Raw genomic sequence first — 23,395 nt, 5'->3', positions numbered from 1 at the left:
CACAAATCTGCATTAAAAACCCCCAAGAGGTCCCATGCCCAACCGCCCGCCTCTCGACGCTGTCACCGCCCGCTGGGTGCCGTGGGTCGTCGCCATTGCCTTCTTCATGCAGTCCCTCGACGGGACCATCCTCAACACCGCCCTGCCGGCCATGGCCCGCGACCTGGCGGAAGATCCGCTGCGCATGCAGGGTGTGATCATTGCCTACATGCTCACCGTCGCCTTGCTCATCCCCGCCTCGGGCTGGATCGCCGATCGCTTCGGCACCAAGAAAATCTTCTTCGGCGCGATCCTGCTGTTCAGCCTCGGCTCACTGCTCTGCGCCCTGTCGAGCACCTTGAGCATGCTGATCGGCGCCCGGGTGATTCAGGGCCTGGGCGGTGCGCTGATGCTCCCGGTCGGGCGGCTCGTGGTGCTGCGCGCCTACCCGCGCTCGGAGCTGGTGCGGATCATGGGGTTCATCACCATTCCCGGCCTGCTCGGGCCGCTGATCGGCCCAACCATGGGCGGCTGGATGGTGGAATACCTGACCTGGCACTGGATCTTCCTGATCAACCTGCCGGTCGGCGCCGTCGGTTGCTACGCCGTGTGGAGATTCATCCCCGACCTGCGCGGCACTGAGCGCACGCGTTTCGACAGCCTCGGTTTCCTGCTGTTTGGCGCGGCGATGGTGCTGATCACCGTCGCCATGGAGGGTCTCGGCGAACTGCACTTGCCGCATTTGCGCGTGATGTTGCTGCTGTTCGGCGGCATGGCCTGTCTGGCGGCGTACTGGCTGCGGGCCGGGCACATCGATAATCCGCTGTTCGCGCCGTCGCTGTTCAAGACCCGGACCTTTGCCGTGGGCATCCTCGGCAACCTGTTCGCCCGCCTGGGCAGCGGCGCGCTGCCATTCCTCGTGCCGTTGCTGCTGCAAGTGGCGCTGGGTTACTCGCCGTCCCAGGCCGGGATGAGCATGTTGCCGCTGGCCGCTGCGGCGATGGTTGCCAAGTCGGTGGCACGGCCACTGATCGAACGCCTGGGCTATCGCATCGTGCTGACCGGCAACACGTTGGCGCTGGGTCTGATGCTGGCGAGCATGGGCCTGGTCAGCGAGCAGACGCCGTACTGGCTGCTGCTGGGCATGCTGGCGGTTCTCGGCGCAATCAACTCCTTGCAGTTCACCGCGATGAACACCGTGACCCTGATCGACCTCGACGACGCCAGCGCCAGCAGCGGCAACAGCCTGCTGTCGGTGGTCGCGCAATTGTCCTTGAGCCTGGGCGTTGCGTGCGCCGGTGCGCTGCTTGGCGGGTTCACGGCCGAGGTCGGAAACGATGGCGTGGACACGGTATTGGGCGCCTTCCAACTGACCTTCGTGACCGTCGGCGTCATGGCCATGCTGGCCGCGACGATCTTCTCGCAGCTGTCAAAGGAAGACGGACGGCGTGTCAAACGTCCGGAAGAACACATCGAACCTTAGGGCCAATGGCCACGGGACTGATACACTGCGCGACATTTTGTTTTGCAGGCCAGTCCCGTGACCACCATCGCCACCGCTTTTAATACTTTGCCGCTGTCCGCTGCCATGCTGGCTAACCTCGACTCTTTGGGTTATGCCGAGATGACGCCGATCCAGGCGCAAAGCTTGCCGGTGATCCTGAAAGGGATGGACCTGATCGCCCAGGCCAAGACCGGCAGCGGCAAGACCGCGGCCTTCGGTATCGGCCTGCTCAACCCGATCAATCCGCGCTTCTTCGGCTGCCAGGCGCTGGTCATTTGCCCGACACGCGAGCTGGCCGACCAGGTCGCCAAGGAAATCCGTCGTCTGGCCCGTTCCGAAGACAACATCAAGGTCCTGACCCTGTGCGGCGGCGTATCGTTCGGCCCGCAGATCGGTTCGCTGGAGCACGGCGCGCATATCATCGTCGGCACGCCGGGTCGCATCCAGCAGCACCTGCGCAAGGGCTCGCTGATCCTTCATGGCCTGAACACGCTGATCCTGGACGAAGCCGATCGCATGCTCGACATGGGTTTCTACGACTCCATCGAAGAAATCATTGCCCAGTGCCCCGAGCGTCGCCAGACCCTGCTGTTCTCCGCCACGTATCCGGTGGGCATCAAGCAGCTGGCGTCCAAGTTCATGCGCAATCCGCAACAAGTGAAGGCCGAGGCGTTCCACGACGACACGCAGATCGAGCAGCGCTTCTACGAGATTTCCCCGGAAGAGCGCATGGACGCCGTGGTCAAAATCCTCGCGCATCATCGTCCGGCGTCCTGCGTGGCCTTCTGCTTCACCAAGCAGCAGGTTCAGGAAACCGTTGACCACCTGACGGCCAAAGGCATCTCCGCCGTCGGTTTGCATGGCGATCTGGAACAGCGTGACCGTGACCAGGTGTTGGCGATGTTCGCCAACCGCAGCACTTCGGTGCTGGTTGCCACTGACGTCGCCGCGCGCGGTCTGGACATCGATGCGCTGGACATGGTGATCAACGTCGAACTGGCCCGTGACTCGGAAATCCACATTCACCGTGTCGGCCGTACCGGTCGTGCAGGCGAGAAAGGCATCGCAATCAGCCTGGTCGCCCCGTCCGAAGCGCATCGCGCCCAGGCCATCGAGCAGCTGCAGAAGTCGCCATTGAGCTGGGATCAGCTCGACAACCTCAAATCCCAGGGCGGCGGTCCGTTGCTGCCGCAAATGAGCACGCTGGTCATCGGCGCCGGCCGTAAAGACAAGGTGCGTCCGGGTGACATCCTCGGCGCACTGACCGGCGATGCCGGGATTCCGGGTGCGCAGGTTGGCAAGATTGCGATTTTTGACTTCCAGGCCTACGTGGCCGTGGAACGCGGGATCGCCAAGCAAGCCTTGCAGCGCCTGAATGACGGCAAGATCAAAGGCCGTTCGCTGCGCGTGCGCATCCTCTAAAAACGCCGCGCACCCCTGTGGGAGCTGGCTTGCCAGCGCCCACATTTGATTGCATTTCAGATCAGCTCCTGTGTGAGGACACCGTTTTGCGCTCTACCGAAGTCGTGATCATTGGCGCTGGCGCCGCAGGGTTGATGTGTGCGCTGACCGCCGCCGGGCGCGGGCGCAAGGTGATGTTGCTCGACCATGCGAACAAGGCCGGCAAGAAAATCCTGATGTCGGGCGGTGGCCGCTGCAATTTCACCAACATGTACACCGAACCGGGCAATTTCCTCTCGCATAACGAACACTTCTGCAAATCCGCCCTGGCGCGCTACACCCAGTGGGATTTCATCGGGATGGTCGCCAAACATGGCGTGCCGTACCACGAGAAAAAACTCGGCCAGTTGTTCTGCGATAACAAATCCAGCGACATCCTCGAGATGCTCCTCAGCGAGTGCGATCAGGTCGGCGTCAGCCTGCACCTGGACACCTCGATCCAGACCATCGAGAAGCTGGAAAACGGTTATTTGCTGGACACCACGATGGGGCAGATCACCTGTGAATCCTTGGTAATCGCCACCGGCGGCCTGTCGATTCCGACCCTGGGCGCCACCGGTTTCGGATATCAGGTCGCGAAGCAGTTTGGCCACGAACTGTTGCCAACCCGTGCCGGCCTGGTGCCGTTCACCATCACCGATCAGCTCAAGGAGCTTTGCACCGAGCTGTCCGGTACGTCGGTGGATTGCCTGGTGAGCTGCAACGACCAGAGTTTCCGCGAGAACATCCTGTTCACCCACCGCGGTCTCAGCGGTCCGGCGATTTTGCAGATTTCCTCGTTCTGGGAATCCGGCGATACGGTAGAGATCAACCTGATGCCGGATCACGACGTACCGGGCTGGCTGCAACAGCAGCAAGCCGAACGCCCGAACAGCGAACTGAAAACCCTGCTGGGCGAGATCTTCACCAAGAAGATGGCCAACCTGCTGGCGGACAACTGGTTCGTCTCCAAACCGATGAAGCAGTACACCCACGCGGAAATCGCCGACATCACCGAAAAACTGGCGAGCTGGAAAGTCGTTCCCGCAGGCACCGAAGGCTACCGCACCGCCGAAGTGACACTGGGCGGCGTCGATACCAACGAGGTGTCGTCCAAGACTATGGAATCGCTGAAAAGCCCTGGTTTGTATTTCATCGGCGAAGTACTGGACGTAACCGGGCATCTGGGCGGCTTCAACTTCCAGTGGGCCTGGGCCTCGGGTTACGCGGCTGCGCAATTCGTCTGATCCACACGAATCAAAAAGTGTACGAGCTTTTGTGGCGAGGGAGCTTGCTCCCGCTGGCCTGCGCAGCAGGCCCCGACATCTGACGCCACAGTATTTACGACGGCTGCGCCGCCGAACGGCAGCAAGCTCCCTCGCCACAGGTTCAATACTGACCTGACATCGTCGCCAGGGAAGGAACAGATTTTGCTGTCAGATGTGATCGGCGCCATTGCGTCGACGTCATTACTGGCTCAATTTAGCGTCATTGCCTCGGAAGGCCCTCGCACTTCATGCCATCGACCCCTTTTCGTCAGTCTCTGCGCCGTCTCTGGGCGCTGGATAAATTCAGTTACAGCGTGCGGGTGTTCATCGCCCTGACGGGCAGCATGGCGCTGTGTTGGTATCAGGATGAAATGGGGCTGCTGATCCCGCTGTTCCTGGGGATCATCGCCAGCGCCCTGGCCGAGACCGACGACAGTTGGCAGGGCCGCCTCAACGCTCTGGCCGTGACGCTGGTGTGCTTCAGCATCGCGGCCCTCTCCGTCGAACTGCTCTTCCCCTACCCCATCGTCTTCGTCATCGCCCTCGCGCTGGCCAGTTTCGGCCTGACCATGCTCGGTGCGCTGGGCGAACGCTATGGCGCGATTGCCTCGGCAACGTTGATTCTGTCGGTCTACACCATGATCGGCGTGGACCAGCGCGGCGGCGAGGTGACCGATTTCTGGCACGAGCCGTTGCTGCTGGTCGCCGGCGCGGCGTGGTACGGCGTGCTCTCGGTGTTGTGGCAAGCGATGTTTTCCAACCAGCCGGTACAGCAGAGCCTCGCGCGATTGTTCCGTGAGCTGGGGTTTTACCTGAAGCTGAAGTCGTCGCTGTTCGAGCCGATCCGGCAGATGGACGTGGAAGCGCGTCGACTGGAACTGGCCCAGCAGAACGGCCGGGTCGTCGCGGCACTGAACGCCGCCAAGGAAATCATTCTGCACCGGGTCGGAGACGGTCGACCGGGCTCGAAAGTCAGCCGCTACCTGAAACTCTACTTCCTCGCCCAGGACATCCACGAGCGCGCCAGCTCCTCCCACTATCCGTATAACGCGCTGGCTGACGCCTTTTTCCACAGTGACGTGCTGTTCCGCTGTCAGCGCCTGCTGCGCCAGCAGGGCAAGGCGTGCCGAGCGCTGGCGGAATCGATCCAGATGCGCCAACCCTTCATTTATGACGCCAGCTTCGCCGAAGCCCTGAGCGACCTGCACGCTTCCCTCGAACACCTGCGCATCCAGAGCAACCCGGCCTGGCGCGGACTGCTGCGATCCCTGCGCGCGCTGGCCGCCAACCTCGGCACTCTCGACCGTTTGCTCAGCGATGCGAGCAACCCCGACGCCCTCGCCGACGCCACCGACAGCAGCCTGCTCGACCGTTCGCCCCGCAGCCTGAAGGATGTGTGGATGCGCTTGCGCACGCAGCTGACACCGACCTCGCTGCTGTTCCGCCACGCCCTGCGATTGCCCCTCGCGCTGAGCATCGGCTACGGCATGGTGCATTTGATTCACCCGTCGCAAGGTTACTGGATCATCCTCACCACGCTCTTCGTCTGCCAACCGAACTACGGCGCCACACGCCGCAAGCTGGGTCAGCGGATCATCGGCACCGCCATAGGCCTGACCCTGGCCTGGGCGCTGTTTGATCTGTTCCCGAACCCGCTGATCCAGTCGTGCTTCGCAATTGCCGCCGGGGTGGTGTTCTTCACCAACCGCACCACGCGCTACACCCTGGCGACGGCGGCGATCACCTTGATGGTGCTGTTCTGCTTCAACCAGGTCGGCGACGGTTATGGTCTGTTTCTGCCGCGACTGTTCGATACCCTGCTCGGCAGCCTGATCGCCGGGCTCGCGGTGTTCCTGTTCCTGCCGGACTGGCAGGGTCGACGCCTGAACAAGGTGCTGGCCAACACCCTGACCTGCAACAGCATTTACCTGCGCCAGATCATGCAGCAATACGCCGCCGGCAAGAGCGACGACCTGGCTTATCGCCTGGCCCGGCGCAACGCGCACAACGCCGATGCGGCATTGTCGACGACGCTGGCCAACATGCTGATGGAGCCTGGGCATTTCCGTAAGGAAGCGGATGTCGGGTTCCGCTTCCTGGTGTTGTCGCACACGTTGCTCAGTTATTTGTCAGGACTGGGCGCACACCGTGAAACCCTGCTGCCGGCGGACGTGCGCGAGCATTTGATCGAAGGTGCCGGCGTGAAACTGGCGGCGAGCATTGACGAGATCGCTCAAGGCCTGGCGAGCAAACTGCCGATTGCGATTCAAAGTGATGAGGAAGAGGCACTGGCCAATGAGCTGGAACAGATGCCGGACGAGATCGATGAAGGCCAGCGGCTGGTGCAGACGCAGTTGGCGCTGATCTGTCGCCAGTTGGGGCCGTTGCGGACGTTGGCGGCGCATCTCATCAAGGACACCAGCGAGGATTGAAATCTGTAGTGGCTGGGCGGGCCTCATCGCAGGCAAGCCCACCACTGGGGGATATGTGCGGTGTCCGGAATTGCATGCACGCCATGAATCCATTGTGGCAGCGAGCTTGCCCGCGATGAGGCCATCAGCGACAGCGCAAAATCCGGATCAGCCCACTCACATCCCATGCGCCTTCATCAATCGCTCATAACTCCCATCCGCCTTCATCTCGGCGATCTCCCGATCAAAACCCGCCACAATCTGTTCATGCTGCGGATTTTTCAGGCTGACCAGAATATGCAGGCTGTTCTCGCTCAAAGGCTTGGGCAGGAATTCCACGGAATTGCGCACCTTGGCTGATTCCCGTGCCAGGTAGTAACGCGCGACGTATTCATCCTCCAGGGTCAGCTTGACCCGGTCGGCGGCGACCATGCGCACGGCCATGGCGAAGCTGTGCACCGGGATCTTCTGCAGCGAGGCGTCTTCATCGAACGCGGGTGAATAGGCATAACCGCGCACCACCGCAATCGGGTACATGTGCAATTGCTGCAGATTATTGAATTCGATCGGCGCGTCCTTGCGCTTGAGAAAGCGCACGCGGTTGAGCAGGTACTCACCGGAGAATTGGCCAAGTTTGGTGCGCTCATCGGTGTACCAGGCGTTCACCAGCACGTCGTAACGCCCCTCGCCTATACCCAGCAACGCACGCGCCCACGGCACCTGCTCAAAATCGCTGGCATAGCCGGCGCGGGCCAGCGCGGTGCTGACAATGTCGGTGGCCAACCCGCCGTTGACCAACGTGGCGTCGGTAAAGGGCGGCCATGAATCGGCGACCAACCGCAGCTTTTCCGCTGCAGCACTCTGAGTCAGCAACAGCAATCCGATCAAGGCCAAAGCTCGATGCAATCGCGGCATGCTCGAAAATCCTTAGCGGGCGGTTGCCCGACGTTTTCAGCCAAAACTCCAAGGCCCCGTACCGGCAAAACCCAGGTACTAACATTAGCTCATCGAAGCCACTGCACAGCGCTTCATCCCAGATTACACAAAGAAGACAACGCCGCGCGAAATGAATGATGGCATTTTGGCCTTTGTCACAGATTTCTTCGCCATCGAGACATCTTTCGTGCAGACGCTTAGTATCGGAGGGACGATGCTCAAGGAATGTGAAGATGACAATCGATTGGATCTGCAAACACCACAGTGATCTGGGCAAGGAGCAGCTTTACGCCGTTCTGCAGCTACGCGCCGAGGTGTTCGTTGTGGAGCAGAAATGTATTTATCAAGACGTCGATGGCCAGGATCTGGAAGGTGACACCTGCCATCTGATGGCCTGGGACGGGGATCGACTGGTGGCGTACCTGCGTTTGCTCGATCCTGAATTACAGGGCGGAGACGTGGTGATCGGGCGGGTGCTTACCGCGCCGGATTATCGCGGCAAGGGCCTGGGTCATGAGCTGATCGCCCAGGCGTTGAAGCAGGCGCAAAAGCGCTGGCCTGAAGTGCCGGTTTATCTATCGGCCCAGGCGCATTTGCAGGGGTATTACGGGCGGTACGGGTTTGTCGTGGCGGGTGAGGAATACCTGGAGGATGGCATTCCGCATATCGGGATGCGTCGTTCTTGAGGGCCCTATCGCGGGCTTGCCCGCGATGGCGTCATAACTGACGCCGCAGAATTCAGGGATACTCCAACACCGCCTTGATCTGCCGCAGATTACGCTCGATCCACCCCCGGTCAATCGCTCCCCACTCGCGAATCCGATAACGCCCGGCATGATTGCGCGCGCCCTCTTCCTGCTCGAATTCACAAACGATGTCCAGATCCGCCAACGCCGCAATGGTGTCCTGGGCCGTGCGCCGGGGCATGCCGGTCACCTCGGTCAGTGCCGGGACGCTGCTGGCCAGCCCGCTGTCGATCAGGTACGCCACGTACAAGCGGCGATAGAAGCTGCTCTTGGTCTTGCTCACGTCCATCCACACACTCCTTGGCTACTGCATTTCCCGCCACGTCAGGTACACCCGCAAATCGAACTCGATCTGGTGGTACCCCGGCAACATGTGTTCGCACAGCTTGTAGAACGCTTTGTTGTGATCCGACTCCTTGAAGTGCGCCAGCTCATGCACCACGATCATCTTCAGAAATTCGGCGGGGGCTTCCTTGAACAGCGAGGCCACGCGGATTTCTTTCTTGGCCTTGAGCTTGCCGCCCTGCACCCGGGAGATCGTGGTGTGCAGGCCGAGGGCGCGGTGGGTCAGGTCCAGACGGTTGTCGAACAACACCTTGTCGATGGCCGGGGCATTGCGCAGGTATTCCTGCTTCAGGTCCAGCGCATAGGCGTACAACGCCTTGTCGCTCTGCACGTCGTGCGTTTGCGGGTAACGCTGGCTCAGGTAATCGCCCAGCCGGCCTTCGGTGATCAACCGACGCACCTGGTCCTGCAAAGCAGCGGGATAGGCCTGGAGGAATTTCAAGGCAGTCATCGGGGCGGCAACATCGATTACGGAAAGGTCGCCAGTGTAGCGAATTCAGTCCGTCAGCGCGCTCCAGTCGAATGGCTGTGCGAAGTCGCTGACCTCTTCGGCCACCATCGGGCGGGCAACCAGGAAGCCTTGTACGTACTCGCAACCATTGGCTTGCAACCACTCATATTGCGCAACGGTTTCCACCCCTTCGGCGATCACCAGCATTCCGTATTGTTTGCACAGGTCGATCACATTGCGCACCAGCGCCGCATCCCGTGACGACGCTGGCAAGCGAGCGATCAGATGTCGGTCGAGCTTGAGCGTGTCCAGATCCAGGTCACGCAGATGGGACAGCGAGCACGGCCCCGAACCGAAGTCATCCAGCGCCACCCGCACGCCCAGGTTACGCAGCAGACGCAGCTGTTTGCGGGTTTCCTCGGGGTTGTGCATCAAGGCCTCTTCAGTGACCTCGACTTCCAGATGACGCGCCTGCAACCCATGACGTTCCAGCACCTGGCGCAACTCGGTGGCCAGGTTGGGCATGCAGAACTGCGTGCTGCTCAAACTGACGCTCAGCACCAGGTCCTCGGCAAACAGGGTTTCCCAGGCTTTACGTTGGCCAGCGCCGCGTTGATAAATCCAGCTGCCCAGGCGACTGATCAGCCGCGCTTCTTCCAGCAACGGCAAAAACAGCCCGGGGGGCACGTCGCCGACACTCGGGTGCTGCCAGCGCAACAGCGCTTCGAACCCGCGAATCTGTCCACCGGCGATGGCCACCTGCGGCTGGTACACCAGATTGAAATCACGGTTTTCAATGGCGGTGCGCACACTTTCTTCGAGCATCAGCCGTGAGCGCGCCCGACCATTCATGTCATGGTCATAGAAACGATACTGCTGACGGCCGGCGCGCTTGGCCTCGTACATGGCAATGTCCGACGCCCTCAGCAAACCATCGAGATTGGCCCCGCAATCCGGGTACGTAGCAATGCCGATGCTGGCGCCCAGCGCGATATCCAGACCATCGATCTGCTGACAGATCGACACCCGCTCGATGAGTTTTTCGGCAATCTTCGCCGCCTGTTCGGGGAACTCCAGATCCAGCAGCGCCGTGAACTCATCGCCGCCCATGCGCGCCAGAATGTCGAACGGCCGCAAGCACGCCTTCAACTGCTCGGAGACCCAGCGCAACACGCGGTCGCCGGCATCGTGGCCGAGGGAATCGTTGACCCGCTTGAACCCGTCGAGATCGAGGTAAAGCAACACCCACGCGCTGTCAGAGCGCTCGCCGCGCAGCAACAGGTTTTCCACCGTCTGATAAAACCCCCGGCGGTTGAGCAGCCCGGTCAACGGATCGGTCACAGCCTGGAATTCCAATTGCTGATGCAGGTGGCGCACCACCGACATGTCCAGCACCGTCACCACCATCGCATGTTGTTCGGTGGGCAGCGGCGCGCAAGACAGCGCCACGGGCACCTGCTGGCCGGGGGCCGTACGCAACAGCGCGTCATGCAGGCGCAAGGTTTCGCCGCGCTTGTAACCGGCCAGCAACTCGGAATCGGCCCAGATCGGTATATGCGGCTTTTGCAGGTAATCCAGAAACTCTTTGCCCTGCAGGTCTTGCAGCGTGGCATTGAGCAGACGCGACATCGCCGGGTTGGCAAAGCGAATCAGACCGTCCTCGCCGACCACCAGGATGCCTTCGGCGGCGTTGTCCAGCACCGACGCATTAAAAGCGCGCGCGACCTCCAGATCGTGGCTCAGGCGCTGCAACGCCCGGCGATTGCGCTGATGCTCGAGCAGGGCCTGGACTTTGGGCTTGAGAATTTGCGGATCGAACGGTTTGAACAGGTAATCCACTGCACCGCTGGCATAGCCCTTGATCACGGCGTCCTGGGACTGTTCATTGGCGGTGAGGAAGATGATCGGTGTCAGGCGGGTGCGTTGGCTGCCCCGCATCAGGCGCGCGACTTCAAAGCCGTCCATGCCCGGCATCTGCACATCCAGCAGTACCAGATCGATATCGTGCTCGAGTAAAAGACTGAGGGCTTCAAAACCGGACGCAGCCGTCAAGACCTGCCAATCCTGGCGCTGCAGCAACGCGCGCATGCTGATCAGGTTTTCAGGGTAATCATCGACGATTAAAAGTGTTGAGCTGCCTTCGGCTGGCGTGGGTTGCGCGCATTCCATGCTGCTTCTCTTGTTGGGGCGTCAGGCTGGTTTCTCGTGAAAACCGGACAAATAACAAGCCTTCACTCTAGACCGGGATTCGCTAAAGCAGAAGATATCAGTACGCCATCATTTAACTAAAGGGTTCATTTACCGACTAACGGTCACCGCTACAGGCCGCTAAAACCGGGAAAGATGGCCTTTTAACAGGATTTTGACGTCATCCATCTGTCAGACAGGCGTTAACAAAAGGGCCTTCTACGCTTATAAAGACCGCCCTCCAAGGCGCGTGCTAGAGCTTCTGGTACGTCCGTGCTGCAAAATTTCTGGAAGCTTTTCCTATGATCGATCTCGCATCCTGGAACCTCAGCGTTCCCGTCGGCAACCCGCCGTACACCGTTGAAACAGCCAAACTGGTGAAGGGTTTCAAGGATCAATACTTCCATTCCGACACCGGCACCCTGTTTTTCTGGTCCCCGGTGACTGGCACGAAAACCGAAAACGCAAAATATCCGCGCACCGAACTGCGGGAAACCTACAGTAACGGCACGCTGAAAAACTGGTACTACCCGGACGCCGACAATTCCCTGCGTGCCACCCTGGCGGTCAACCAGGTGCCGAGCTCGGGCAAAATCGTCATTGGCCAGATCCACGCCTATGAAAGCCAGAAGCCCATGGTCAAGGTCGAGTATCAGTACAAGACCAGCAGCAAGAGCGGCAACATCGTCGCCAAAGTGCGCATGCACCCTGATGATGGCGAAGGCCGGGTGATCACCGTCGCTACCGGCGTGAAGCTGGATCAGGAGTTTTCCTACCTCATCCACCTCAGTCCTGGCGGGGCGCTGGGCATCAGCGCCGCGGGCTATCAATGGGACACCAACATCAGCGCGACGTGGCGCGTCAAACCGCTGTACTTCAAGGCCGGGGTGTATGTGCAGGACAACACCGGGTACACCAGTGAAGGCGGGAAAGTGACATTCAGCAAGCTGGATATTGATCACGATAAGTAACGAGAACCCAGGCACACACCCGCAACGATGACACTCCCTGTGACGAGGGAGCTTGCTACCGCTGGGCTGCGAAGCAGCCCCACCCCTGCCACCACTTCTCCCTGACACCCTCGCCGCAATGACCGCGCCCCTGCATCTGGCGGCCTGCACCAGCTTCCCCCCAGTTGGCGGTTTCGACTACCAGGACAACTCTATCCAGATGACAAGGCTAAACCACCTGTAACAATTGACAGTTTTTAATACTTTTTCGCGATAACGTTTAGTTCAGCAAAAGTAACGGCTCGATTGACGAGCGCTCATAAAAAAACCCGCATTTCTGCGGGTTTTTTGTGCAAACAAAACGCTGAAGTTTTAGTTAACCTTGGCGTTCAACTCACCTTTCAGGTAACGCTGATACATTGCTTCCAACGAGATCGGCTTGATCTTCGAAGCGTTGCCCGCAGTACCGAAAGCTTCGTAACGAGCGATACACACGTCACGCATCGCAGTAACCGTCGCGCCAAAGAACTTGCGAGGGTCAAACTCGCTCGGGTTGGTGGCCATCAGGCGACGCATTGCGCCAGTGGACGCCAGGCGCAGGTCGGTGTCGATGTTGACCTTGCGCACGCCGTGCTTGATGCCTTCAACAATCTCTTCAACCGGCACGCCGTAGGTTTCTTTGATGTCGCCGCCGTACTGGTTGATGATCGCCAGCCACTCTTGCGGAACCGAAGACGAACCGTGCATCACCAGGTGGGTGTTCGGAATGCGCTTGTGGATTTCCTTGATGCGGTCGATGGCCAGCACGTCACCGGTAGGCGGCTTGGTGAACTTGTAGGCGCCGTGGCTGGTGCCGATGGCGATGGCCAAGGCATCGACCTGGGTGCGCTTGACGAAGTCAGCGGCTTCTTCCGGGTCGGTCAGCATCTGGCTGTGATCCAGAACGCCTTCGGCGCCGATGCCGTCTTCTTCACCGGCCATGCCGGTTTCCAGCGAACCCAGGCAACCCAGCTCGCCTTCTACCGATACGCCACAGGCGTGAGCCATGGCCACGGTTTGTTGGGTGACGCGCACATTGTAGTCGTAGTCGGTCGGGGTCTTGCCGTCTTCGCCGAGGGAACCGTCCATCATCACCGAGCTGAAGCCCAGTTGGATCGAGCGCTGGCAGACGTCAGGGCTGGTGCCGTGGTCCTGGTGCATGCACACCGGGATGTGCGGGAATTCTTCGATTGCCGCCAGGATCAGGTGACGCAGGAACGGTGCACCAGCGTATTTGCGAGCACCGGCCGAAGCCTGGACGATCACCGGGGAGTCAGTCTTGTCAGCGGCTTCCATGATGGCGCGCATCTGCTCAAGGTTGTTGACGTTGAAGGCTGGAACGCCGTAGCCGAACTCGGCTGCGTGGTCCAGCATCTGGCGCATGCTGATAAGTGCCATTGTGTATGTCTCTCCCGGTTTGGGTCGTTAATCGTGCCAGCCTGCCGGAGCGGCGGCGGCTATTCAAGTTTTTGCAGATCGGGGGTTGGCCCGGGCTGCGAATTCGGTGTTGCTCAAATCTTGAGAACCTGCACAGATCCACTGTGGGAGCGAGCCTGCTCGCGAATGCGGTTTCACATTCAATCTTGATGCAAGCTGATCCACCGCTTTCGCGAGCAGGCTCGCTCCCACATTTGGATCTGCTCCCACATTGGATCTGTGGTGTGTCAATTACTGCGCTTTACAACCGCGGCCGATCAAATCATTGGTGGCGACCCAGTACACCAGGCCTTCCTCACCTTTTACGTGAAACGCCAGCATGTCGTCGCTGTACAGCGAACCTTCCGCACCCGGTTCAAGCTTGAGGCGATAGACCTGATCGGCGCCCCCGAGGCGTACATCGACGGCCTTGCGACTGTCGTCGGTATAGCGCCAGAGCACTTTGGCCTGGCTATCGCAGGTCCAGGTGGTCCAGTTGCCCGTCGATTCGGCAGGCTTGAACAGGTTGAAATTCGAGCAACCTGCCAGCAGTGCGAGCGCCGTAATGGCGATAAAACCTTTCATCCGTGTTCCTCGACTGACGGCGCACGCCGCCAGCCCTGAGTAAGGAGTCAGACCCGTCAAGGGCAACCATGTTCCTTGGCGGGTGTCTGCGTTTCGTATTTTTCCAGGCCATCAGGCCCGGAACGCTTGTTGATCACCGGGTTTGTTTCCGCTTGCCAGTCAGCCTGGTAGCAGCCCTTTTCCACCGATTGCGGAGCAGGTTCCGGCTTGGCTTTCGGGTTACTCCCGCAAGCCGCCAGCGAACCCGCAACGATCAACAACGCTAGCGTCTTGACCATCTGAACACTCCCTTTCCTGGTCAAATCAGCGACCTCAGCCCTTGGCCCGACTTTCCAGGACTTCAACCGCCGGCAACACCTTACCTTCGACGAATTCGAGGAATGCGCCGCCACCGGTAGAAATGTAGGAGATCTGATCCGCGACGCCATATTTGTCGATGGCCGCCAGGGTGTCGCCGCCGCCCGCGATGGAGAACGCCGAGCTTTCCGCGATGGCCTGGGCCAGCACTTTGGTGCCGTTACCGAACTGGTCGAATTCGAACACGCCGACCGGGCCGTTCCACAGAATGGTCTTGGACGACTTCAACAGCTCGGCGAAATTCGCCGCGGTCTGTGGGCCGATGTCCAGGATCATGTCGTCTGCCGCAACGTCGTCGATCAGCTTGACGGTCGCGGTGGCGCTTTCAGCGAATTCCTTGGCGACGACAACGTCCACCGGCAGCGGCACGCTGACCTTGGCGGCGATTTCGCGGGCAGTGTCCAGCAGGTCCGGCTCGTACAGGGATTTGCCGACCGGATGACCGGCAGCGGCCAGGAACGTGTTGGCAATGCCACCGCCGACGATCAGCTGGTTGCAGATCTGGCTCAGGCTGTTCAGCACGTCGAGTTTGGTCGAGACCTTGGAACCGGCAACGATGGCCGCCATTGGCTGGGCCGGGGCGCCGAGGGCTTTACCCAGTGCGTCGAGTTCAGCGGCCAGCAGCGGGCCAGCGGCAGCGACTTTGGCGAACTTGGCCACGCCATGGGTCGAACCCTCGGCGCGGTGAGCGGTGCCGAAGGCGTCCATCACGAACACGTCGCACAGGGCGGCATATTGCTGGGCCAGTTCGTCAGCGTTCTTTTTCTCGCCTTTGTTGAAGCGCACGTTTTCGAACAGGACGATGTCGCCGGCCTTCACGTCAACGCCGCCCAGGTAATCGGCAACCAGCGGCACTTCGCGGCCCAAGGCCTTGCTCAGGTAGTCGGCGACTGGCTTGAGACTGTTCTCGGCCGAGAATTCGCCTTCGGTCGGACGGCCAAGGTGCGAGCAGACCATGACGGCCGCGCCTTTTTCCAGGGCCAGCTTGATGGTCGGCAGCGAAGCCAGGATACGCGCATCGCTGGTGACTACACCGTCCTTGACTGGGACGTTGAGGTCTTCGCGGATCAATACGCGCTTACCTTGCAGATCGAGGTCGGACATCTTCAACACGGTCATGGGTCGCACTTCCTACGGTTTTTTTGAAGTCGCTGTTTGCAGATAGTGTTCTGCAACGTCCAGCATTCGGTTGGCAAAACCCCATTCGTTGTCGAACCAGGCCAGGATGTTCACCAGCCGTGGGCCGGAAACTCGGGTCTGACTGGCATCGACGATCGCCGAATGTGGGTCATGGTTGAAATCACAGCTTGCGTGGGGCAGCTCGGTGTAGGCCAGCAGGCCTTTGAGCGGGCCGCTGCTGGCAGCCTCGCGCAGAATCCGGTTGACCTCGGTAGCGTCGGTGTCGCTCACGGTCTGCATCGTAATGTCGAGGCAAGACACGTTCACCGTCGGCACACGCACGGCTTTGGCCTGAATTCGCCCGGCAAGTTCCGGCAACAGGCGTTCGATGCCGCGCGCCAGACCAGTGGACACCGGAATCACCGACTGAAACGCCGAACGGGTGCGGCGCAGGTCTTCGTGATGATAGGCGTCAATGACGGGCTGATCATTCATCGCCGAGTGGATGGTGGTGATCGACACGTATTCCAGACCAATGGCCTGATCCAGCAGGCGCAACAGCGGCACGCCGCAGTTGGTGGTGCAGGACGCGTTGGACACCAGCAGCTCATCGCCGGTGAGGCAATCCTGGTTCACGCCGTAGACGATGGTGGCGTCGACATCCGCCTCGCTGGCCATCGGCTGGGAAAACAACACGCGCGGGGCGCCGGCGTCGAGGAAACGCTGACCGTCTTCGCGAGTGTGGTAAGCGCCGGAGCACTCCAGCACCAGATCGACGCCGAGCGATGCCCAATCGATGCCTTCGGGGGTGGCACTGCGCAGGACCTTCACGCAGTCGCCATTAATATGCAGACAATCGCCCTCGACCTTCACCTCGCCGGGAAAACGCCCGTGCGTGGAGTCGAAGCGTGTCAGGTATTCGATGCTGGCCATGTCCGCCAGATCGTTGATCGCGACAATCTCAAACCCGGCCTTCTCGCCTCGCTCGAACAACGCACGCAAGACGCAACGACCAATCCGGCCGTAGCCGTTGAGTGCAACTTTGTAGGGACGCGGTTGAGGCATGGGGTTCTCGATTACCGTGGTGAATCCGTTATTGCAACGTGGACCGAACCACCGTCCTCGCGAGCAAGCCCGCTCCCACAGGGGAATGCATTCCAATGTGGGAGCGGGTTTGCTCGCGAAGGCGGCAGTCCGGACGACGCAACTTCTGGATCAGTCTTCCAGCAGCTCTTCAGCCTGACCCAGGATGTTTTCCAGGGTGAAGCCGAACTCTTCGAACAAGGCAGGCGCAGGCGCCGACTCGCCGTAGGTGGTCATGCCGATGACGCGGCCTTCCAGGCCCACGTATTTGTACCAGTAGTCCGCATGAGCAGCTTCGATGGCGATACGGGCGCTGACCTGCAACGGCAGAACCGATTGCTTGTAGTCGGCGTCTTGCGCATCGAACACGCTGGTGCAAGGCATCGAGACAACGCGCACCTTGCGACCTTGCTCGGTCAGCTTGTCGTAAGCCTGAACCGCCAGACCCACTTCCGAACCGGTGGCGATCAGGATCAGCTCAGGCTCGCCTGCGCAGTCCTTCAGCACGTAACCGCCACGGGAGATCTCTTCGATCTGGATCGCGTTGCGGGTTTGGTGCTGCAGGTTCTGACGCGAGAAGATCAAGGCCGAAGGACCGTCGTTACGTTCCAGGGCGAACTTCCAGGCCACTGCCGATTCAACGGCATCGGCTGGACGCCAGGTGTCGAGGTTCGGCGTGCTGCGCAGGCTGGTCAGTTGCTCGATCGGCTGGTGAGTCGGGCCGTCTTCGCCCAGACCGATGGAGTCGTGGGTGTAGACGAACAGCACGCGCTTCTTCATCAGCGAGGCCATGCGCACGGCGTTGCGGGCGTATTCCATGAACATCAGGAAGGTCGCGCCGTAAGGCACCAGACCGCCGTGCAAGGCCACGCCGTTCATGATCGCGCTCATGCCGAACTCGCGGACGCCGTAGTACACGTAGTTGCCGCTGGCGTCTTCGGCGGTGACACCTTTGCAACCTTTCCACAGGGTCAGGTTGGAACCGGCCAGGTCCGCGGAACCGCCGAGGAATTCCGGCAGCATCGGGCCGTAGGCGTTCAGGGCGTTCTGGCTGGCTTTACGGCTGGCGATGGTTTCGCCCTTGGCCGCGACTTCAGCAATATAGGCAGACGCTTTTTCAGCGAAGTCGGCCGGCAGTTCGCCGCTCAGGCGACGGATCAGCTCGTTGGCCAGCTCAGGGAAAGCCGCGGAATAGGCAGCGAACCGCTGATCCCACTCGGCTTCAACGGCACGACCGGCTTCCTTGGCGTCCCACTCGGCATAGATGTCGGCCGGGATTTCGAACGGACCGTGGTTCCACTTCAACGCCGCGCGGGTCAGAGCGATCTCCGCGTCACCCAATGGGGCGCCGTGGCAATCTTCTTTACCTTGCTTGTTCGGCGAACCGAAACCGATGGTGGTCTTGCAGCAGATCAGGGTTGGCTGCGCGCTTTTGCGAGCAGTCTCGATGGCAATCTTGATCTCTTCCGGATCATGACCGTCGACGTTGCGGATCACCTGCCAGTTATAGGCTTCGAAACGCTTAGGGGTGTCGTCGGTGAACCAGCCTTCGACTTCACCGTCGATGGAGATGCCGTTGTCATCGTAGAAGGCGATCAGTTTACCCAGGCCCAAGGTACCGGCCAGGGAGCCGACTTCGTGGGAAATGCCTTCCATCATGCAGCCATCACCGAGGAACACGTAGGTGTGGTGATCGACGACATTGTGGCCCGGACGGTTGAACTGCGCCGCCAGGACTTTTTCTGCCAGGGCGAAACCCACGGCGTTGGCCAGGCCCTGGCCCAGTGGACCGGTGGTGGTTTCCACGCCAGGGGTGTAGCCGAATTCCGGGTGGCCCGGGGTGCGGCTGTGCAGTTGGCGGAAGTTTTTCAGGTCATCGATCGACAGGTCGTAGCCGGTCAGGTGCAGCAGCGAGTAGATCAGCATCGAACCGTGACCGTTGGACAGCACGAAGCGGTCACGGTCGGCGAACGATGGATTGCTCGGGTTGTGCTTCAGGTAGTCACGCCAAAGTACTTCGGCGATATCTGCCATACCCATAGGGGCACCGGGATGGCCGCTGTTGGCTTTTTGCACGGCATCCATGCTGAGGGCACGAATGGCGTTGGCACGCTCACGACGGCTGGGCATCGCTGTTCTCCTGCGGATATTGAATCGAGAGTGAATAAAACGAAACGGAAAAAAGGCGAGCATTTTCCCTCACCGACCCGCCTCGGGGCAATGACAGATAATCATCTGAAGGCGTTTTTCCGGTGGATAAAGTCGCATTCGCCTGGTGAAACCTTTCCGCTGACGATTTGTAGAGTGACCCTTTCCACGAGAAGTGCCATCTATCGAGCAATATCAAAACTTTTTGATATTGCTCTTGCGGGGATTTCTGACCATCACTAGACTGCTGGCCCTATGAATTTACGCGTGCCTTCCATTCAACATGACGAGTGCGATGAGCTGGCGGCCCTGTGCAAGGCCGGCGGCGATCCTCTGCGGCTGAATGTATTGCGCGCGCTGGCCAACGATTCGTTTGGCGTACTGGAACTGGCGCAGATCTTCGGCATCGGCCAGTCGGGCATGAGTCATCACCTCAAGGTGCTGGCCCAGGCCGACCTGGTGGCAACGCGCCGTGAAGGCAATGCGATTTTTTACCGTCGCGCCCTGCCCCACACCGATCTGCTGGGCGGCAAGTTGCACGCCGCGCTGCTCGAAGAAGTGGACAACCTGACCCTGCCGGCCGATGTGCAGTCGCGGATCGGTCAGGTCCACGGGCAACGGGCGGCGGCCAGCCAGGACTTTTTCTCACGGGTCGCGGAGAAGTTTCGCGCCCAGCAAGACTTGATTGCCGGCTTGCCGCAGTACCGCGAAAGCGTGGTGGCGTTGCTCGACAAACTGAGCTTCAGTGAAGGGGCCACGGCCATTGAAGTCGGCCCTGGTGACGGCGCTTTTCTGCCTGAACTGGCACGCCGCTTCACTCACGTCACGGCACTGGACAACAGCGCGGCGATGCTCGAACTGGCGCGCCAGGTCTGCGAACGTGAAGCGCTGGCTAACGTCAGCCTGCAACTGGCCGATGCATTGAATGGTGTCAGCCTCAAGGCTGATTGCGTTGTACTGAACATGGTGCTGCACCACTTTGCCGCGCCGGCCGATGCGCTCAAGCACATGGCCGACTTGCTGCAACCGGGCGGTAGCCTGCTCGTGACAGAGTTATGTAGCCACAACCAGAGTTGGGCCAGGGAGGCCTGCGGTGATCTCTGGTTGGGGTTTGAACAGGACGATCTGGCCCGTTGGGCCACCGCTGCGGGACTCGTTCCCGGGGAAAGCCTCTATGTAGGCTTACGTAATGGTTTCCAGATTCAGGTCCGCCACTTTCAGCGGCCGACTGGCGACACTCACCATCGGTAAATTCAGGAAAAAATCGAGATGAGCGAATACTCCCTCTTCACCTCCGAGTCCGTGTCCGAAGGGCATCCGGACAAAATCGCCGACCAGATTTCCGATGCGGTGCTGGACGCCATCATTGCTGAAGACAAGTTCGCCCGTGTGGCGTGCGAGACGCTGGTGAAAACCGGCGTGGCAATCATCGCCGGTGAAGTCACCACGTCGGCCTGGGTCGACCTGGAAGAAATCGTGCGTAACGTCATTCTGGACATCGGCTATAACAGCTCCGATGTCGGCTTCGACGGCGCCACTTGTGGCGTGATGAACATCATCGGCAAGCAGTCCCCTGACATCAACCAGGGTGTCGACCGTGCCAAGCCTGAAGATCAGGGTGCCGGCGACCAGGGCCTGATGTTCGGCTACGCCAGCAACGAAACCGACGTGCTGATGCCAGCACCGATCACCTTCTCGCACCAGCTTGTGCAACGGCAGGCCGAAGCCCGCAAATCCGGCCTGCTGCCTTGGCTGCGCCCGGACGCCAAGTCGCAAGTGACTTGCCGTTACGAAGGCGGCAAGGTTGTCGGTATCGACGCCGTTGTACTGTCGACCCAGCACAACCCTGAAGTGTCCTACAAAGACCTGCGCGAAGGCGTGATGGAGCTGATCGTCAAGCACGTGCTGCCTGCCGAACTGCTGACCAAGGACACCCAGTTCCACATCAACCCGACCGGCCAGTTCATCATCGGTGGCCCGGTAGGTGACTGCGGTCTGACCGGTCGCAAGATCATCGTCGACAGCTACGGCGGCATGGCCCGTCACGGCGGCGGCGCGTTCTCCGGTAAAGATCCATCGAAGGTTGACCGTTCGGCTGCCTACGCCGGTCGTTACGTAGCCAAGAACATCGTCGCTGCCGGCCTGGCCGAGCGTTGCGAGATTCAGGTTTCCTACGCGATCGGTGTTGCTCAACCGACTTCGATCTCGTTGAACACCTTCGGCACCGGCAAAATCAGCGACGACAAAATCGTCAAACTGGTTCGCGAAGTGTTCGACCTGCGTCCATACGCAATCACCACCATGCTCGACCTGCTGCACCCGATGTACCAGGAAACCGCTGCGTACGGCCACTTCGGTCGCACCCCGGCCACCAAGACCGTCGGCGAAGACACCTTCACCACGTTCACCTGGGAAAAAACCGACCGCGCCGACGACCTGCGTTCGGCTGCCGGCCTGTAAGACTTCCCAGGCGGTACCAAAAGCCCTGCACGGTTCGCCGTGCGGGGCTTTTTATTGCCTTTCGCTTTGCGCCGTGTCGCCGCCATCGCGAGCAGGCTCGCTCCCACAGGGAAATGCATTCCAATGTGGGAGCGAGCCTGCTCGCGATGAGGCCAGCCCAGTCACCCGGAAATACAAGGCAAAACACCCGCCCTTCCCGCCTGACAATAAGTGACTAGCCTTCAAGCATTCCACTTGAGCAAGGACGCTCACCATGCTTCTGCGCCTGTTTTCCATTTTCCTCCTGACCCTGGTCTGCTCAATCTCAAACGCTGCCGATTGCCCCGACTGGCCACCCGCCAGGGCTCTGGACGAAATCACTACCCTGCAAAAACAGATCGACCTTTGGGACCACAGCTACCACCGCAACGGACGCTCATTGATCGCCGACGAACTCTACGACCAGTCCCGTGCACGGCTGGCCGATTGGCGTGAGTGCTTTAACGCGGGCCCGGCGCCCGAACCTTTGCGCACGGCAGGCGGCAAGATCGCCCACCCCATTGCTCACACGGGCCTGGAAAAACTTCGCGATGGTCGCGCGGTCGAGGCTTGGCTGCGCGATCGCAAGGACATCTGGATTCAACCCAAGGTCGACGGCGTAGCCGTGACGCTGATCTATCGCAACGGCGTGCTGCATCAGGCGATCAGTCGCGGTGACGGCGTGAACGGTCAGGACTGGACGGCCCCGGCGCGACTGATCCCCGTTATCCCACGACAATTGGCGCAACCCGTGGATTTGCTCGTGCAAGGCGAACTCTTCTGGCGCCTGACCGGCCATGTACAAGCCAAGGCCGGCAGTCTCAATGCCCGTTCGACGGTGGCCGGCCTGATGGCCCGCAAGGAACTCGCCCCCGAGCAAGCCGCTGGTATCGGGCTGTTTATCTGGGATTGGCCGCAAGGGCCCGCCAGCCTGCCCGCCCGTGTCGCGCTGCTGGATGAACTGGGGCTGCCGGGCACGGTGCCTTACAGTCAGCCGATCCAGACATTCGCCGACGCCGAACACTGGCGCGACCACTGGTACCGCTCGCCATTACCCTTTGCCAGCGACGGTGTCGTCCTGCGCCAGAGCCAGCGCCCCTCAGCCGCGCGCTGGCAGGCGAAAACCCCGTACTGGGCCATCGCCTGGAAATACCCCTTTGCCCAGGCGCTGGCCGAGGTGCGAAAAGTCGATTTCAAGGTCGGTCGCACCGGACGGATCACACCGGTGCTGGAGCTGAAACCGGTGACACTCGATGACCGGCAGATCAAACGCGTGAGCGTCAGCTCCCTGCGACGCTGGGAGGAACTGGATATCCGCCCCGGCGATCAGGTGTCCGTCAGCCTGGCGGGATTGACCATTCCCAGGCTCGACGGCGTGGTTCTGCGCGCCGCCGAACGCGCCGAATTAAACATACCGTTAGCGGCAGACTTTCATCCGTTGAGTTGCTGGCAGCCGACGCCTGGCTGCGAAAGCCAATTCCTCGCGCGACTGGCCTGGCTCAGTGGCAAGCAAGGGCTGGCCTTACCTCATGTCGGCCCCGGCACCTGGGAGAAACTTCTCGAAACAGGCCGCCTGAACGGCCTGCTGGATTGGTTGACCCTCGATGCTCAAGAGCTTGCTAACATTGACGGCTTCGGCGAGCGCAGCACGACTCGTCTTTTAAACAGTTTCAACAGCGCCCGCCAACGCCCTTTCATTCGCTGGCTCAAAGCCCTGGGATTACCACCGACCGGCCAGGTGCCGTTGGCTGATTCATGGCAGGCACTGGCACAACGAAACACCGGACAATGGCAGGCAGAGGCCGGTATCGGCCCGGGACGTGCGGCGCAACTGAGCGCATTTTTCCGCGACCCCCAGGTCCTGGCCTTGAGTGACACATTACGTGCGGCGGGAATCGACGGGTTTTAGCGACCGCCGATGCTCGCCCACCCGGGAACCCAAAGGTGCCAATG

The 23,395-nt window shown here is 60.6% G+C and carries 19 protein-coding genes; 9 read left to right on the top strand and 10 right to left on the bottom strand.

From position 1 onward, the window contains the following. Window positions 1-34: 34 nt before the first annotated feature. From mdtD to yccS, 4 genes are all read left to right on the top strand, one after another. Window positions 35-1,462 (top strand): multidrug transporter subunit MdtD, encoded by a 1,428-nt coding sequence (gene mdtD, locus ACM6IQ_RS26105; protein WP_017341215.1) that lies wholly within the window; start codon window positions 35-37, stop codon window positions 1,460-1,462. 105 nt (window positions 1,463-1,567) lie between these two features. Then, entirely contained in the window at window positions 1,568-2,905 is a 1,338-nt protein-coding gene (dbpA, locus tag ACM6IQ_RS26100) for an ATP-dependent RNA helicase DbpA (protein WP_238588330.1), read from the top strand. Between the two features lie 86 nt (window positions 2,906-2,991). After that, window positions 2,992-4,170 (top strand): NAD(P)/FAD-dependent oxidoreductase, encoded by a 1,179-nt coding sequence (locus ACM6IQ_RS26095; RefSeq protein WP_414880183.1) that lies wholly within the window; start codon window positions 2,992-2,994, stop codon window positions 4,168-4,170. Between the two features lie 269 nt (window positions 4,171-4,439). After that, entirely contained in the window at window positions 4,440-6,623 is a 2,184-nt protein-coding gene (yccS, locus tag ACM6IQ_RS26090; protein ID WP_414880182.1) for a YccS family putative transporter, read from the top strand. Window positions 6,624-6,779: 156 nt separating this feature from the next. Here the strand turns inward: yccS and ACM6IQ_RS26085 are convergent, their stop codons facing one another. Continuing rightward, window positions 6,780-7,517 (bottom strand): substrate-binding periplasmic protein, encoded by a 738-nt coding sequence (locus ACM6IQ_RS26085; RefSeq protein ID WP_414880181.1) that lies wholly within the window; start codon window positions 7,515-7,517, stop codon window positions 6,780-6,782. Between the two features lie 254 nt (window positions 7,518-7,771). Between ACM6IQ_RS26085 and ACM6IQ_RS26080 the strand changes: the two genes are divergently transcribed. Next, the gene (locus ACM6IQ_RS26080; RefSeq protein WP_017341220.1) at window positions 7,772-8,224 is read left to right on the top strand and encodes a GNAT family N-acetyltransferase; all 453 of its coding nucleotides are present in this window, start codon (window positions 7,772-7,774) and stop codon (window positions 8,222-8,224) included. Between the two features lie 52 nt (window positions 8,225-8,276). On the opposite strand, the gene ACM6IQ_RS26075 is transcribed toward ACM6IQ_RS26080, so the two are convergent. From ACM6IQ_RS26075 to ACM6IQ_RS26065, 3 genes are read right to left on the bottom strand one after another with little or no spacing between them, the layout of a single operon-like run. Continuing rightward, the gene (locus ACM6IQ_RS26075; RefSeq protein WP_007894945.1) at window positions 8,277-8,573 is read right to left on the bottom strand and encodes a winged helix-turn-helix domain-containing protein; all 297 of its coding nucleotides are present in this window, start codon (window positions 8,571-8,573) and stop codon (window positions 8,277-8,279) included. Window positions 8,574-8,588: 15 nt separating this feature from the next. After that, window positions 8,589-9,080 carry a M48 family metallopeptidase gene (locus tag ACM6IQ_RS26070; RefSeq protein ID WP_414880180.1) on the bottom strand — a complete coding sequence of 164 codons (492 nt, stop codon included), beginning with the start codon at window positions 9,078-9,080 and terminating at the stop codon, window positions 8,589-8,591. Between the two features lie 45 nt (window positions 9,081-9,125). After that, on the bottom strand, window positions 9,126-11,249 hold the full coding sequence (locus ACM6IQ_RS26065) for a putative bifunctional diguanylate cyclase/phosphodiesterase (protein ID WP_017341222.1): 2,124 nt from the start codon (window positions 11,247-11,249) through the stop codon (window positions 9,126-9,128). Between the two features lie 320 nt (window positions 11,250-11,569). Here ACM6IQ_RS26065 and ACM6IQ_RS26060 point away from each other — a divergent pair, with 320 nt between their 5' ends. After that, complete coding sequence (locus ACM6IQ_RS26060) at window positions 11,570-12,238, top strand: polysaccharide lyase family 7 protein (RefSeq protein WP_017341223.1); 669 nt, start codon at window positions 11,570-11,572, stop codon at window positions 12,236-12,238. A gap of 351 nt (window positions 12,239-12,589) precedes the next feature. Here ACM6IQ_RS26060 and fba read toward each other — a convergent pair whose 3' ends face one another. The 6 genes from fba to tkt form a co-directional block, all read right to left on the bottom strand. After that, window positions 12,590-13,654, bottom strand: a complete 1,065-nt coding sequence (fba, locus tag ACM6IQ_RS26055) for a class II fructose-bisphosphate aldolase (RefSeq protein ID WP_008081027.1) — start codon at window positions 13,652-13,654, stop codon at window positions 12,590-12,592. Window positions 13,655-13,924: 270 nt separating this feature from the next. Further along, window positions 13,925-14,257, bottom strand: coding sequence for an MliC family protein (locus tag ACM6IQ_RS26050; protein ID WP_414880179.1), 333 nt, complete (start codon window positions 14,255-14,257; stop codon window positions 13,925-13,927). A 56-nt stretch (window positions 14,258-14,313) separates the two neighbouring features. Then, window positions 14,314-14,535 carry a hypothetical protein gene (locus tag ACM6IQ_RS26045; protein ID WP_017341225.1) on the bottom strand — a complete coding sequence of 74 codons (222 nt, stop codon included), beginning with the start codon at window positions 14,533-14,535 and terminating at the stop codon, window positions 14,314-14,316. Between the two features lie 34 nt (window positions 14,536-14,569). Next, window positions 14,570-15,733 carry a phosphoglycerate kinase gene (locus tag ACM6IQ_RS26040; RefSeq protein WP_017341226.1) on the bottom strand — a complete coding sequence of 388 codons (1,164 nt, stop codon included), beginning with the start codon at window positions 15,731-15,733 and terminating at the stop codon, window positions 14,570-14,572. Window positions 15,734-15,745: 12 nt separating this feature from the next. Continuing rightward, entirely contained in the window at window positions 15,746-16,798 is a 1,053-nt protein-coding gene (epd, locus tag ACM6IQ_RS26035; RefSeq protein WP_017341227.1) for an erythrose-4-phosphate dehydrogenase, read from the bottom strand. Window positions 16,799-16,948: 150 nt separating this feature from the next. Further along, window positions 16,949-18,946, bottom strand: coding sequence for a transketolase (gene tkt, locus ACM6IQ_RS26030; RefSeq protein ID WP_017341228.1), 1,998 nt, complete (start codon window positions 18,944-18,946; stop codon window positions 16,949-16,951). Window positions 18,947-19,219: 273 nt separating this feature from the next. Here tkt and ACM6IQ_RS26025 point away from each other — a divergent pair, with 273 nt between their 5' ends. From ACM6IQ_RS26025 to ligB, 3 genes are all read left to right on the top strand, one after another. Next, window positions 19,220-20,215: an ArsR/SmtB family transcription factor gene (locus tag ACM6IQ_RS26025; protein WP_017341229.1), complete on the top strand. Its 996-nt coding sequence runs from the start codon at window positions 19,220-19,222 to the stop codon at window positions 20,213-20,215. Between the two features lie 18 nt (window positions 20,216-20,233). Then, the gene (gene metK, locus ACM6IQ_RS26020) at window positions 20,234-21,424 is read left to right on the top strand and encodes a methionine adenosyltransferase (protein WP_008033298.1); all 1,191 of its coding nucleotides are present in this window, start codon (window positions 20,234-20,236) and stop codon (window positions 21,422-21,424) included. A 253-nt stretch (window positions 21,425-21,677) separates the two neighbouring features. Then, on the top strand, window positions 21,678-23,351 hold the full coding sequence (gene ligB, locus ACM6IQ_RS26015; protein WP_414880178.1) for an NAD-dependent DNA ligase LigB: 1,674 nt from the start codon (window positions 21,678-21,680) through the stop codon (window positions 23,349-23,351). Window positions 23,352-23,395: the final 44 nt, after the last annotated feature.

The organism is Pseudomonas sp. IT-P100 (genome assembly GCF_949767185.1).
Taxonomy (GTDB): Bacteria; Pseudomonadota; Gammaproteobacteria; order Pseudomonadales; family Pseudomonadaceae; genus Aquipseudomonas; species Aquipseudomonas fluorescens_B.
Note: the sequence above shows the minus strand (reverse complement) of the source record. Positions and strands in the feature narration are given on the sequence as shown.

Coding starts and splice junctions, on each gene's coding strand:
- mdtD (WP_017341215.1), top strand. CDS start 35: ATGCCCAACCGCCCGCCTCTCGACGCTGTCACCGCCCGCTGGGTGCCG.
- dbpA (WP_238588330.1), top strand. CDS start 1,568: ATGCTGGCTAACCTCGACTCTTTGGGTTATGCCGAGATGACGCCGATC.
- yccS (WP_414880182.1), top strand. CDS start 4,440: ATGCCATCGACCCCTTTTCGTCAGTCTCTGCGCCGTCTCTGGGCGCTG.
- ACM6IQ_RS26085 (WP_414880181.1), bottom strand. CDS start 7,517: ATGCCGCGATTGCATCGAGCTTTGGCCTTGATCGGATTGCTGTTGCTG.
- ACM6IQ_RS26080 (WP_017341220.1), top strand. CDS start 7,772: ATGACAATCGATTGGATCTGCAAACACCACAGTGATCTGGGCAAGGAG.
- ACM6IQ_RS26075 (WP_007894945.1), bottom strand. CDS start 8,573: ATGGACGTGAGCAAGACCAAGAGCAGCTTCTATCGCCGCTTGTACGTG.
- ACM6IQ_RS26070 (WP_414880180.1), bottom strand. CDS start 9,080: ATGACTGCCTTGAAATTCCTCCAGGCCTATCCCGCTGCTTTGCAGGAC.
- ACM6IQ_RS26065 (WP_017341222.1), bottom strand. CDS start 11,249: ATGGAATGCGCGCAACCCACGCCAGCCGAAGGCAGCTCAACACTTTTA.
- ACM6IQ_RS26060 (WP_017341223.1), top strand. CDS start 11,570: ATGATCGATCTCGCATCCTGGAACCTCAGCGTTCCCGTCGGCAACCCG.
- fba (WP_008081027.1), bottom strand. CDS start 13,654: ATGGCACTTATCAGCATGCGCCAGATGCTGGACCACGCAGCCGAGTTC.
- ACM6IQ_RS26050 (WP_414880179.1), bottom strand. CDS start 14,257: ATGAAAGGTTTTATCGCCATTACGGCGCTCGCACTGCTGGCAGGTTGC.
- ACM6IQ_RS26045 (WP_017341225.1), bottom strand. CDS start 14,535: ATGGTCAAGACGCTAGCGTTGTTGATCGTTGCGGGTTCGCTGGCGGCT.
- ACM6IQ_RS26040 (WP_017341226.1), bottom strand. CDS start 15,733: ATGACCGTGTTGAAGATGTCCGACCTCGATCTGCAAGGTAAGCGCGTA.
- epd (WP_017341227.1), bottom strand. CDS start 16,798: ATGCCTCAACCGCGTCCCTACAAAGTTGCACTCAACGGCTACGGCCGG.
- tkt (WP_017341228.1), bottom strand. CDS start 18,946: ATGCCCAGCCGTCGTGAGCGTGCCAACGCCATTCGTGCCCTCAGCATG.
- ACM6IQ_RS26025 (WP_017341229.1), top strand. CDS start 19,220: ATGAATTTACGCGTGCCTTCCATTCAACATGACGAGTGCGATGAGCTG.
- metK (WP_008033298.1), top strand. CDS start 20,234: ATGAGCGAATACTCCCTCTTCACCTCCGAGTCCGTGTCCGAAGGGCAT.
- ligB (WP_414880178.1), top strand. CDS start 21,678: ATGCTTCTGCGCCTGTTTTCCATTTTCCTCCTGACCCTGGTCTGCTCA.